The organism is Psychrobacter sp. NPDC064578 (assembly GCF_044901245.1).
Lineage (GTDB): Bacteria > Pseudomonadota > Gammaproteobacteria > Pseudomonadales > Moraxellaceae > Psychrobacter > Psychrobacter cibarius_C.
The window spans coordinates 230,965-243,916 of record NZ_JBJDPI010000004.1 but is presented as its reverse complement, the minus strand read 5'-3'; the positions used below and the strand labels follow the sequence as shown (position 1 = coordinate 243,916).

At 43.7% G+C, this 12,952-nt stretch carries 8 protein-coding genes; 6 read left to right on the top strand and 2 right to left on the bottom strand.

Features of this window, described 5'->3' with window-relative positions; translation table 11 throughout:
- Positions 1 to 8: 8 nt before the first annotated feature.
- Positions 9 to 809 carry a helix-turn-helix domain-containing protein gene (locus ACI2JM_RS06345; protein ID WP_404642950.1) on the bottom strand — a complete coding sequence of 267 codons (801 nt, stop codon included), beginning with the start codon at positions 807 to 809 and terminating at the stop codon, positions 9 to 11.
- A gap of 331 nt (positions 810 to 1,140) precedes the next feature.
- On the opposite strand from ACI2JM_RS06345, the gene ACI2JM_RS06340 reads away from it, so the two are divergent.
- From ACI2JM_RS06340 to ACI2JM_RS06320, 5 genes are all read left to right on the top strand, one after another.
- The gene (locus tag ACI2JM_RS06340) at positions 1,141 to 2,139 is read left to right on the top strand and encodes a proline racemase family protein (RefSeq protein ID WP_404642948.1); all 999 of its coding nucleotides are present in this window, start codon (positions 1,141 to 1,143) and stop codon (positions 2,137 to 2,139) included.
- Between the two features lie 97 nt (positions 2,140 to 2,236).
- Entirely contained in the window at positions 2,237 to 3,484 is a 1,248-nt protein-coding gene (locus tag ACI2JM_RS06335; RefSeq protein WP_404642946.1) for an NAD(P)/FAD-dependent oxidoreductase, read from the top strand.
- A gap of 100 nt (positions 3,485 to 3,584) precedes the next feature.
- Positions 3,585 to 4,451: a 4-hydroxy-tetrahydrodipicolinate synthase gene (dapA, locus tag ACI2JM_RS06330; protein ID WP_404642944.1), complete on the top strand. Its 867-nt coding sequence runs from the start codon at positions 3,585 to 3,587 to the stop codon at positions 4,449 to 4,451.
- A 105-nt stretch (positions 4,452 to 4,556) separates the two neighbouring features.
- Entirely contained in the window at positions 4,557 to 6,068 is a 1,512-nt protein-coding gene (locus tag ACI2JM_RS06325) for an aldehyde dehydrogenase (protein ID WP_404642942.1), read from the top strand.
- A 104-nt stretch (positions 6,069 to 6,172) separates the two neighbouring features.
- The gene (locus ACI2JM_RS06320) at positions 6,173 to 7,621 is read left to right on the top strand and encodes an alanine/glycine:cation symporter family protein (protein ID WP_404642940.1); all 1,449 of its coding nucleotides are present in this window, start codon (positions 6,173 to 6,175) and stop codon (positions 7,619 to 7,621) included.
- 131 nt (positions 7,622 to 7,752) lie between these two features.
- On the opposite strand, the gene ACI2JM_RS06315 is transcribed toward ACI2JM_RS06320, so the two are convergent.
- Complete coding sequence (locus ACI2JM_RS06315) at positions 7,753 to 8,883, bottom strand: restriction endonuclease (RefSeq protein WP_404642938.1); 1,131 nt, start codon at positions 8,881 to 8,883, stop codon at positions 7,753 to 7,755.
- A 353-nt stretch (positions 8,884 to 9,236) separates the two neighbouring features.
- Between ACI2JM_RS06315 and dnaE the strand changes: the two genes are divergently transcribed.
- Positions 9,237 to 12,947, top strand: a complete 3,711-nt coding sequence (gene dnaE / locus ACI2JM_RS06310; RefSeq protein ID WP_404642936.1) for a DNA polymerase III subunit alpha — start codon at positions 9,237 to 9,239, stop codon at positions 12,945 to 12,947.
- The last annotated feature ends 5 nt before the right edge of the window (positions 12,948 to 12,952 follow it).

Here is a 12,952-nt window from a genome sequence, read left to right as displayed (position 1 = left end):
TAAATTTTTTATGATAAATGCGTTTGGCGAAATTGGCTGGGTGACAAGCCCGTAAACTGTTTGAACTGGCGGCTAAAGGCACTATGATCACTATAGCCGCAGTTCAATGATATTTGAGTGACTGACATCTCAGGCATGGCTAATAGCTTAACCGCATATTCTAGCCTCAGCTTTTGCACAAACTGTAAGGGCGACATATTTAGCACCGCTTTAAAGGTACGCTCCAACTGCGATAAGCTCAAATGTGCCAGCTCCGCCAATTCTGCTATATTGATTTTCTGATCAAGATTGCCACGTACAAACTGTGCTACTTCCGCCAAGCGCGCGTGCTTACGTAAAATGCGTTCGTTATCTTCATCAATATCGACGGATATCCCAACCATTGCGACTACTTGTTGACTGCTATTATAGATAGGCAGTTTATTGGTAATACACCAACCTAATTGACCAGATGCATAACTATGCAGCTCTAAATTATCGACGATCGACTTCCCATCTCGCAATACCTTCATATCTTGCAAAATATAGTCCTTACTCTGCTGATGAGAAAAAACCTGCTCGGTAGTAAATCCCACTATTTCACTATGCTGACTTAACTTACAACGCTTTAATAATGTTTTGTTTGCCAGCTGATACCGTGCCTGCTCATCTTTCACAAAAAACACTACATTCTTTAAAGTATCAAGTAGAGGTAGTAATAATGAGACATTACCAATAAATGCCTCTCTACTGTCTGGATAATAAGTAGCCATGCTCTGCCGCAACGAGTCAGTAAAGCTCGCAAGTCCCGTCTTTTCTATGACATCCATGATTCTATTCCATCTACATTATTTTAATTTCAGTGATTCACAAGCAGCCTTATCGCTTATCGCTCGACAAAGATAGTAAATCGCTGTCAAAACACTACTTAATCAGAAGCTATCTCACGATGGATTTTTCTCATTAAACACCATCATTACCACCTCTAGTGTACACCGAGCCACTGTGCAGGAATGCGCATTTTTTCATCAGAAAACAGCAAGACGCTGTATCTAAAAAAGTTCATTCTATATACAGACCGCGTTAACAGGATGGTTTTGACAAGGTCTAGCAAACAACAATGGAATGTTACTTTCTCACGGATGAATTAGGATGTCGGTCATGGCTTCTTCTGTATTTAACTTCAAAATTATCGACTCGCATACGGGCGGTGAGCCTACTCGTATGGTCTATGACGGCTTTCCTGACCTCGTCGGCGATACTATTCAAGACAAGCTGCAATCCTTCAAACAAAACTTCGATCATCTACGTCAAAGTATCATTTTAGAGCCTCGCGGCAATGATGTCCTTGTTGGCGCGCTACTTCTTCCTGCCAGCAATCCTAAAGCCACAGCAGGCGTTATATTTTTTAATAACGCTGGTTATCTGGGCATGTGCGGTCATGGTACGATTGGCGTAATCGTCTCTTTAGCTTATCAACAAAAAATATCAGCAGGCGTACATTGGCTTGAGACTCCCGTAGGTCTGGTTAAAGCAACCCTACATGATGATGGCAGCTGCAGTGTACAAAATGTCCCTTCTTATCGTTATAAAAAACAAGTCGAAGTTCACGTTCCTGAGTTAGGGCTTATCCGTGGTGATATCGCTTGGGGTGGCAACTGGTTCTTTTTGGTCAGTGAACATGGACAAGACATTCAAGCAAGCAATGTTAAACAGCTTACTCAAGTAACCATTCAAATCAAACAAGCACTGGTCGCTGCTAACATCACTGGCGAAAACAGTAGCGAGATTGACCATATTGAGTTATTTGCCGATAGCGATGATATACAAGTAGATAGTAAAAACTTTGTTTTGTGCCCAGGTTCAGCCTACGATCGCTCCCCTTGTGGTACCGGCACAAGTGCCAAACTTGCTTGCCTAGCGGCTGACAATAAACTCGCTCCTGAACAATTATGGCAGCAACAAGGCGTCGTCGGCAGCGTATTTACTGGCAGTTATCAGTATGCATCTGAGCTTAATACTACGATCAAAAATCCAGCTGGTGCAGCTTATCCGGCACAAACCATCATCCCAACGATTTGTGGTCATGCTTATGTTTGTGCTGAAACCACGCTCATTGTGCAAGAAGACGATCCCTTTAAATTGGGAATCCCATCTTAATAAAATCGCAGCATTATTTATGAAATGACAGGTTTATTGATAAACGCGTGAACACTCTTGAAACTCCTTAATCGACAGAACGTAATCGAGAAAAACCATGACGACCTCAGACTTCGACTTACATATTATTGGCGGCGGTATTATCGGTCTAGCGGCGGCAGTGACGTTGCAAGCACGAGGCGTCAAGGTCGCACTGCTAGACGCCAACGAAGTTGGTCAAGGAGCATCATTTGGTAACGCAGGTCATATCGCTACTGAGCAAGTATTCCCCATTGCAGATGCCAGCATGCTGCGTCATGTACCAGCCATGTTAATCGATCCGACTGGACCACTGCGTATAGACTGGCGCTATCTACCTCGCTTGATGCCTTGGGCAATGAAGCTATTGATGAATATGCGCCCTGAGCCATTTGCGCGTATTCATCAAGCATTATTAAACTTAAATAAAAACAGTCTGCAAGCATGGCAAGGCTTTGCCAATCAGTGGCAATTGGACGAATGGGTACAGGTAAAAGGTTCATTATTGACGGTCGAGAATACAAGTAGCGTCGATCCTCTCATAGCACATGGTAGTCGACTTAACGATATTGGCGTGGATAATGAGCTATTGACCAAAGAAGCGTTATTAGAACGTGAACCTGCTTTACGAGATAACCAATTAGCGGCGTTATTTTTTCCAAATACAGGACATATAACCAATTTAAAAGCTGTTATTAATCAGCTTCACCATACTTTTAGAAAGTTAGGCGGTCATGTCATTGAAAATTGCCATGTTCTTGCAGCGACCAATGATACAGACGGTATTCACCTAACAACCAGCCAAGGTGATATGACAGCGTCCAAAGTGATGCTAGCCGCAGGCGCACACTCTAAAGCATTGGCCAAGCAACTGACAGGCGTGAATGTGCCGCTAGATACCGAACGCGGTTATCACTTAATGCTACCGCATGAAAGTACGCGCTTGCAGATACCGGTATCAAGCATGGATCGCCGTTTTATCATGACACCGATGCAAGAGGGGCTACGCTTGGCAGGCACAGTAGAATACGCAGGACTTGATGCCCATGCCAATATGCAGCGCGCGCATATGCTATTACAACAAGCGCAGCCTATGCTCAAAGCCGAGTTAGACGCTACTGATAGTACGCCATGGATGGGGTTTCGACCATCGACCGCAGACTCCTTGCCAGTCATCGACAAAATCGAGCGCGTCTTTTTAAGCTTTGGACATCAGCATTTAGGCTTAACGCAAGCTGTCGTTAGTGCGCAAATGATTGCCACCTACTATTTTGATGAAGACCATACTATTGATCCAAAACCGTATCAACTTTCCCGCTTTAAATAAGCATCTTATTAAACGTTTATAAACCCAGAAAAACCAACCGATTCAGCATTGAATCATTACCCGTCAAATCACCAATATCAACATCACTAAGGATAGTCTTATGAACATTAATGGAATTTTAGTCCCGATCGTTACCCCTTTTGACAATAACGGCAACGTTGATGTACAAAAACTAAAAGTACTGGTCGAAGCATTTATCGACAAAGGCGTAGCCGGTATCGTTGCTTGCGGTACTACGGGTGAATACTATACGTTTTCGGCAGCAGAGCGTGAGCTCGTATTAACCACTATCGCTGAAGCGGCAAAAGATAAGGTGACTCTTATCGCTGGTATCAATAGCTTATCGACTGACCATTCTATTGAACTTGCTGCCCAAGCCAAAGCCTTAGGCTATGACGGTCTGATGCTGTCTGCCACTCCTTATAGCTTGCCTGAACAAGACGGCATCATCGCTCACTTTGAAAAAGTCGCAGATGCAAGTGAGCTGCCTATTATCATGTATAACTTCCCTGCTCGTGTTGGCGTTGCCATTGAATTTGACACCGTCGCTCATCTAGCCAAGCACCCTAACATCGTTGGCGTAAAAGAAAGTAGCGGCGACTTTAGTCATGCGCTACGCATGCTACAAGCTGATTTTGACAACTTTGAGGTGGTTTGTGGCTGTGATGATCAACCGGTCGATTTCTTCTTTTGGGGTGCAAAGAGCTGGATTGCAGGCGCAGCCAACGTTTTCCCAGAAGAACAAGTTGCACTATTTAATGCCACTCAGCAAGGTGACTGGGATAAAGCTAAGCAAATTATGAGCGAGATTTATCCTGCTATCCATTCTATGGAATCTGGCAACTACAACCAGAAAGCTAAAGCGGGCTGCTTAAAAGGCAGCATGGATGTTGGCTCAGTACGTGTGCCATTAACTGATATGCCAGCAGACGAAAAAGCAGAGTTTTTAGCATTATTGGCTAAATAGCACTCAGCTTAGTAAAACAACGTTAAGGATAACCAACGCTATATTTGATGCCGTATTCAAACTTTGAATCTATGGCATCGAAATTAGCAGACAAGGATTAGAAAAATGAGCACTAAAGAGCAAGCTACTAAAGAAAAAATCTCTAAAGAACAAGTATTTGAGAAAGCAAAACAGCAGCAGCTGTGGGCTGGTCATTTAATAGCGGCTGATCATTTATCAGACGCTACTTTGGATAATTACACGCCTATTGATAATAGCATTATCGGTCAGATTGCCTCTGGTACTAGCGGTGATGTCGATATTGCCGTACAAATCGCCCGCGATAGTTTTGAAAATGGCGAATGGCGTCGCCTAGCGCCAGCAGAGCGTAAGGCTGTTATGCAGCGCTGGTGTGCCCTGATGCATGAGCATGCTGAAGAACTTGCCGCCCTAGACTGTGTGGATGCAGGTAAACCGATTACTGAATGTTTGAACACTGACATACCGGCGACTATTGAGACGTTCGAGTGGTATGCCGAAGCGGCTGATAAGGTATTTGGCAAAGTTGCTCCAACTGGTAGCGCGGCTTTAGGGCTTATTGTCCAAGAGCCTATTGGTGTCGTTGGTGCAGTATTGCCTTGGAATTTCCCAGCCCAAATGTACGCATGGAAAGTCGCCCCTGCTCTGATTATGGGCAACTCTGTCATCTTTAAACCAGCTGAGCTGACCTCATTATCTGCCTATCGTCTAACCAAGCTTGCCTATGAGGCTGGCGTGCCAAGAGAAGCGCTGCAAATGGTCTGCGGTCTTGGTGAAAATGTCGGCGCGGCGCTTGGTCAACATATGGATGTTGACATGGTGTCTTTCACTGGCTCAACTGAGGTCGGACGTCTGTTTTTACAATACTCAGCACAAAGTAATCTAAAAGAAATCGTCTTAGAATGCGGCGGTAAAAGCCCGCAAATAGTCTTTGACGACGCTGTACTCGATGACGCTGCCATTAACGATATCTTATCAGCCGCATTTTGGAATATGAGTGAAAACTGTAGCTGTGGTTCACGTCTGCTGGTACATAGTAGCCAAAAACAAGTGCTACTTGAGCAGCTAAAAAATGGTCTAAAATATTGGAAGGTTGGCTCACCTTACGACCCTGACACTGCCATTGGTCCTATGATTGAAAAAGCACACTTCGATAAGGTCTGTCATTACTTACAGACTGCAAAAGAGGAAGGTGCAACGATTGTCGCAGGTGGCAATATCCACACAGACTTAGGTAGTGGCTGGTATGTCGAGCCGACTATATTTGACAATGTCAGTGCCGATATGACTTTATTCAAAGAAGAAGTATTTGGTCCTTTGCTTGCGGTGACGAGCTTTGAGACGGAAGAAGAAGCCATCAAATTAGCCAATGAGACCAACTATGGACTCGCTGCTTCTTTTTATACCCAGAACATCAAGCGTGCTTATCGTGTGGCATCGTCTATTAAAGCAGGCACCGTCTCAATCAATGGGTTTTCAGAAGGTGATATCACAACGCCATTTGGCGGTTATAAGCAATCAGGATTTGGCGGTCGCGATAATGGTTTAGAGGCTTTAGAACAATACACACAGACTAAAACCATCTGGGTGGTCAATTAGCATACTTACTCAATAGGCACAGGTTATATAACCGTATTCACTAATAAAAACAGCAGCTTAGTTGATTTAAGCCTTTAGTCACATACTTACAGGGAAGTAAGGTCATGGAAGCGATTATTAATACTATCGTCGGCTATATATGGAGCGATGCTTTAGTTTATTTGGCACTTGGTGTCGGCATTTATTTTACCGTTGTGACTCGCGGTGTACAGTTCCGCTATCTTAAAGAGATGGTTAGGCTCTTATTTGATAAGCAAACCTCAACCCAAGGTATCAGCTCATTCCAAGCCTTTTGTATGGCGTTGTCTGGTCGTATTGGGGTTGGTAATATCGCAGGTGTGGCCACCGCTATCGCAGCGGGTGGTCCAGGAGCGGTATTTTGGATGATCGTTATGGGCTTGCTTGGCGGTGCCAGTGCCTTTGTCGAATCAACCCTTGCGCAGGTATATAAGCATGACGTTGATGGTCAATATCGCGGCGGCTCCCCTTTCTATATCGAGCGCGGCCTTAAGATGAAACCGTTCGCTATTGTAGTAGCAGCGGTGACCTGTCTTTCTTACGGTGTTTTGGTGCCAGGCGTACAAGCCAATACCATCGCCGACTCTTTTAATACGGCCTTTAATATCCCACCTGCCATAACTGGGACCATTATCATTGCTCTACTAGCCTTTATTATCTTTGGCGGTGTCAAACGTATTGCCAGCTTTGCGGGCACAGTTGTACCCTTTATGGCAATCGGCTATATCTTGCTCATGGTGATTGTTTTAGGCTTTAATGCTTCAAACCTACCTGCCATGTTCACGCTCATTTTCAAAAGTGCCTTCGGCATGGATGCGGTATTTGGTGGTATTGTTGGTCTAGCGATTTCTTGGGGTGTACGCCGCGCAGTCTTTTCAAACGTTGCCGGTGCAGGCGAAGCCACTTTCAGCTCGGCTGCCGCAGAAGTGTCTCATCCTGCCAAACAAGGCTTGGTACAGAGCTTTTCTATCTATGTTGATACGGTTCTCGTCTGTACTGCAACTGCGCTCATGATCTTGTCTACTGGCATGTATAACGTAATTCCAGCAGAAGGATTGGTGCTAGTTGAAAACATGCCAGGCATTGAAGCTGGAACCGCATTTACCCAAGCCGCTGTATCGACAGTATTTAGCCAATATGGTAGCGGTTTTGTCGCTATTGCTATCTTCTTATTTGCTTTTACTTGCTTGATTGCTTATTACTATATCGCTGAAACCACGCTTGTCTATTTAGATAGTAAGTTACGCTATCCGGTGCTAAAGCCGATATTAAAAGTGGTATTTTTAATCATTTGTTTCACTGGCAGTATGCAATCAGTCGGTGTCATGTGGGCATTAGGTGATATTGGCTTTGGTAGTATGTGTTACCTCAACTTTATCGCTATCGTATTACTCAGTAAAACAGCTCTCAAAGTATTAAAAGACTACGATGAGCAAATGAAGCTGGGACTTGACCCTATCTTTGACCCTAGAAAAGCAGGCGTTGAAAATGCAGACTTTTGGATAGAGTATAGTGATAAATATGATAAGCGCTAAACAGCAATGATATGATCTCCCTAAACACAACCTTCTTTCCCAGACGATTAAAGTCCTCTAAACCACTATGATTTAGAGGGCTTTAATCGTATTAATAAACATTAAAATATTATTTAAGAGTCATTATTCAATCAATACAACTTGATCTTGTTAAAAAAATCATTGTCTAATAATAATTTCGGTCTGGCATTGACCTCTTTTAGACCCACCTTATGTTGCATCATAAGCTCTATGAGATTCATTTGATCGATGAGTATCAGACTGTGCGAATCCGTTCCATTGGCATATTCCTGCGCAGGCTTGGTAAAGCTTGTCGTGGTAATAAACAAGCCATGATGATTGGTTTTTTGTGGTGGATAAGCCCCTATGAAGTTTCTCAAATCGCCATTAGATATATTATTACCAGCACTATATAATTTGGCTTGAATATAATAGTTATGCACCTCACCATCTGGGAAATCCTGAATAATCAGCCCATCAATGCCATTGTCATTCGAGCGTCCAGTATGACGCGAGGTCAAATTACTCTCAGGACTTTCAATCTCTAAAGATCGTTCAATCATTTTTAGACAAAACCACTCAAACTGCAAAGGTGACAAGCTTTCAAGCTGCGCCATAATCATATCAGGCGTTACTTTGACAAAATCATTGCCCACAGTAGCATCTGCATAATTGTTCATAAACATAGACGTTCGGCGCTGAGTTTCTTCTATCAAATGATTAATAAGGGCATCGCCGTTTTTACCATAAGCCGCAATATTGACTTTTTGCAGATCAGCAAAGGCTTTATTATCAAAACGGGTCAAGTTAGCAATATAATCACTATTTGGAATGCCTTCGTTAATGTATTGAGTAAAATTGTTTCCTGCTAACCAAAAATAGACTTTGCCAAACGGGTCTAAACGTATGATGTTTTTAGGCGTTACTTTTTCATCAAAAGTAATAAAATTAGCAAAATTCTGATTTAAATTGGGTACTAAGCTGAACTTATCTTCTTTGACCAGCCCCATCGCGGACAAGCACAATAAAATTAGATCAACGATGTCATCATAACAAGGTGAGCCGTTATGACACTCATGGCGTATATCATAATTACTCATGTAATTGATTTCTTTATGGTCATTGACAATTTGTGCTAACTTTTCAAACTCTCTATAAAATACCGTGCGACCAACGGTATTCCGCGTACTCAAATTTTTTATGGTTTGTATACCCGCATTTAACATGTCACCAAATGCGGGCAGCTTCGTAATGTTACTCATAATATTATCGTCTTTGTTTGATTACATGAACATTATTGTGTGAAATAAGGCGTCAAATGGGCTTTGTTTCGCAATAACTTAAGGACAAATGTTTATGCTACCAACTATTAAGACAAAACACAGCAAAATTTTACCTTTATAAATAAGAAAAACAAATCCTCTCACTCAGATTAAACCCTTTGAATCAGTGGCTGTCTACGGCAAATAATGCTATTATTGACGACCCCATTTAAAACGTATCAACATGGCTATCTAGGTCTTATTTACCTTTGAACATCCATATAAATAACGGATACACATCCTTTATTTTATCGATAGCTTATTGCTTTTGATCGTACTAGTAAGAGTCTTCTATGGCATTTGTACACCTTGGCATCCACAGCGAATATTCAATCACTGATTCTATCGTGCGTATCAAGCCGCTAGTGAAAGCTGCGGCGGCTGACCATCAGCGCGCGCTGGCATTGACCGATTTGTCCAATCTGTATGCCACGGTGAAGTTTTATCGTGCCTGCCTAGGTGCTGGTATCAAGCCCATTATCGGCAGTGAAGTCATCATGGAAAATGAAGACACACGGCTCACCCTACTCGCGATGGACAACGAGGGCTATCAAAACATCACTCGTATCGTATCGCTCGGCTTTACCGAAGGGCGCGCCGACGATGCCAATCATGGTGTACCAGTGGTCAAGCGCAGTCATATTCTAGCGCATGCGGCAGGCGTGATTGTCTTATTTACTGAAAAATCAGATGTCGGTCAGGCACTGGTCGGCTCGATGCCAGAAAAAGCCGATGAGCTGCTAATAGAATGGCAAGCGCAATTTGCTGATCGCTTATATTTTGCGATTAAGCGTACCAATCGCTCAGGTGAAGACGCCTTTATTAAAGCGGCTATTCACTCTGGTGCTAAGCATCATATTCCTATCATTGCTCATAATGACGTGCGTTTCTTAGAGCAGGATGATTTCGATGCTCACGAAGCACGGGTTTGTATCGCAGGCTCCTACGTACTTGCCGACCAAAATCGCCCGCAAACTTATTCTGATGCGCAATATCTTAAAACCCAAGCACAAATGCAGCAGCTATTTGCTGATATTCCGCAGGTTATAGATAATACTTTGCGCTTAGCAAGCCGCTGTAATGTGACGTTGACGCTTGGTATCAACGTACTACCTGACTTTCCTGTGCCCGAAGGTGAGACGATTGAATCGTTTTTCCGTGCAGAATCAATCCGTGGGCTTAATAATCGACTAGATAAACTATTCCCCATCGAGAAACGTAGCGATAATTGGAACGACTTTCGACAAAGATATGATGACCGCTTAGAGTATGAACTAAAGGTTATTCTTTCAATGGGCTTTCCTGGTTACTTCCTCATCGTCATGGACTTTATCCGCTGGGCAAAAGCCAATGGCGTACCAGTCGGTCCTGGTCGTGGTTCTGGTGCAGGCTCGCTCGTTGCTTATTCGCTCAATATTACCGACCTCGACCCTATTCATTACGACTTATTATTTGAGCGCTTCTTAAATCCTGAGCGTGTGTCCATGCCCGATTTCGATATTGACTTCTGTATCGAAGGTCGCGACCGCGTTATTGATTATGTGGCGCAAACCTATGGTCGTGAAGCGGTCTCGCAAATCATTACCTTTGGTACGATGGCAGCAAAAGCGGTAGTTCGAGATGTCGCGCGAGCACAAAGTAAATCCTATTTCCTTGCCAGCAAAATGTCGAAACTTATTCCCAAAACACCGGGTATCACCCTCAGTCAAGCACTCGAGCAAGAGCCGCAGCTCAAAGACTTAATCTCCAATCCTGATAACATGGATTATGAAGATGCCACTGAAGTGTGGGAGATGGCGATTAAGCTTGAAGGCATTTGCCGGAACGTGGGTAAACATGCTGGTGGCGTATTGATTGCGCCGCACAGAATCACAGATTTTAGCGCAATTTATTGTGATGATGAAGGTCACCGTGTCAGCCAGTTTGATAAAGATGACGTTGAAGCCGTTGGGCTAGTAAAATTTGACTTTTTGGGTCTACGTAACTTGACCGTGATTGATGCCGCTGTCAGAAATATCAATCTGCGCCGTGCCAAAGAAGGCAAAGATGCGTTGGTATTAGAAGACCTACCGTTAGACGATAAAAAAGCCTACAAGCTCTTACAAGATGCCAAGACCACTGCCGTCTTTCAGCTAGAAAGTATGGGCATGAAAAAGTATCTGGCGAAATTGCAACCGACCAACATCGAAGATGTGATCGCCATGTGTGCGCTTTATCGCCCAGGCCCACTGGACGCTGGCATGGTAGAGATGTATATCGACCGCAAACATGGTCGTGAGGAAGTCATTTATGACCATCCCAATCTTGAGCCGATTTTAGAAAATACCAATGGCGTTATTGTTTATCAAGAACAGGTCATGCAAATCTCGCAGGTGATGGCAGGCTATAGCTTAGGCGGCGCAGATATGCTTCGCCGTGCGATGGGTAAAAAGAAACCTGAGGAAATGGCTAAGCAGCGCGATATCTTTATTACTGGTGCAACCGAGCAAGGTATTGATGAAGTCACCTCAGGTGGTGTCTTTGACTTGATGGAAAAATTTGCCGGTTACGGTTTTAACCGCTCGCATTCGGCTGCTTATGGTGTACTCGCTTATCAGACCGCGTATCTAAAACAGTATTACCCTGCTGAATTTATGGCGGCGGTATTAACTTCCGATATGAACAATACCGATAACGTGGTGTTCTTTATCAACGATTGCCGTGAAAACTTTGATTTAACCGTCGTTAATCCATCGGTAAATCGCAGTGAGTGGCATTTTGTTGCCGATACCCCGACCAATATCATTTATGGCTTGGGTGCGATTAAAGGCGTTGGTGAAGGTGCGGTTGAGTCTATCGTTGATGCACGCCGCCGTGAAGGTCCGTTTAAAGATCTCTATGATTTTTGTCGCCGCGTTGATATTAAAAAGGTCAATAAACGCACTTTAGAGGGACTGATAAACGCGGGATGTTTTGATGACTTTGCAGCTACCCTGCGACCAGATTTACCAGCCGATGAAGCGTACGAGATTCGCGGCGCATTAATGAGTCAGCTGCCAAGTGCCGTACAAGCCGCTGAGCAAGACCGTCAAAACCGTGAAATCGGCATGATGGATTTGTTTGGTGAAATGGATGGTGTCGTCGCCGCGCCGCCACTGGTCATGACGCCAGAGTTGATTTGGGGTGATAAGCATCGTTTAAAAGCAGAAAAGAATACCTTAGGACTGTACTTAACAGGTCATCCAATCAATGAATACTTGGATGAGTTAAAACGCTATACCTCAGGCACTCGTCTCGATAAACTGACTGACACGGGCTATAACGGTAGCTGTTATTTCGCTGGATTGATTATTGATATTGCCAACTTTGGTAATCGCAATGTCATTATCTTAGACGATGGCACTTCAAGGCTGGAAGTAAGCTGCTATGCCGAGCGTTTCAATCGCGTTAAAGAACAGTTGAAAATTGATGAAGTCGTCATCATCAAAGGCAGCATTCGTGAGCGTGACGGGCGTTTATTTGCCCGTCTTGATAGTGCCATGAGCATGGTCGATGCGCGCTTGCGTTGGCTGAAAAAAATCAGTATTAAAATTCATGGCAGCGATATCAATCTGCTGACACGACTGCAACCGTTACTCAAGTCTGCACAAGCCAGCATTATTCCAGCACCAAAACTGTCTCATGACAACGAGCAAGACGAGCAAAGTGGCAACTTTAATGGTAATGGTGGCTACGATGCTGCGATGGGCGGAAGTTTATATGATGAAAATGGCAATGATTTATTGGCACTAGAAAATGACATGAATCAAAATAGTGCTAGTCAAAGTTATGCCAATAATGCTTTGAGCAATACCGACGCCTCCATTAATGATAATTGTCTGCCACTGGGACTGAGCATTTATGAGGAATTTGGCATCGCTAACGTCGGGCTATCTGAGCACTGGCGCATCTACCCCAACGATGACAACTTACAGCAATTAAAGAATATGGTTAGTGAAGACAATTTACATTTCCATTATAGCTAGGGCGT

Bases quoted from the DNA above. Each gene is read 5' to 3' on its own strand.
- dapA (WP_404642944.1), top strand. From the start codon at position 3,585: ATGAACATTAATGGAATTTTAGTCCCGATCGTTACCCCTTTTGACAAT.
- ACI2JM_RS06340 (WP_404642948.1), top strand. From the start codon at position 1,141: ATGGCTTCTTCTGTATTTAACTTCAAAATTATCGACTCGCATACGGGC.
- dnaE (WP_404642936.1), top strand. From the start codon at position 9,237: ATGGCATTTGTACACCTTGGCATCCACAGCGAATATTCAATCACTGAT.
- ACI2JM_RS06325 (WP_404642942.1), top strand. From the start codon at position 4,557: ATGAGCACTAAAGAGCAAGCTACTAAAGAAAAAATCTCTAAAGAACAA.
- ACI2JM_RS06335 (WP_404642946.1), top strand. From the start codon at position 2,237: ATGACGACCTCAGACTTCGACTTACATATTATTGGCGGCGGTATTATC.
- ACI2JM_RS06345 (WP_404642950.1), bottom strand. From the start codon at position 809: ATGGATGTCATAGAAAAGACGGGACTTGCGAGCTTTACTGACTCGTTG.
- ACI2JM_RS06320 (WP_404642940.1), top strand. From the start codon at position 6,173: ATGGAAGCGATTATTAATACTATCGTCGGCTATATATGGAGCGATGCT.
- ACI2JM_RS06315 (WP_404642938.1), bottom strand. From the start codon at position 8,883: ATGAGTAACATTACGAAGCTGCCCGCATTTGGTGACATGTTAAATGCG.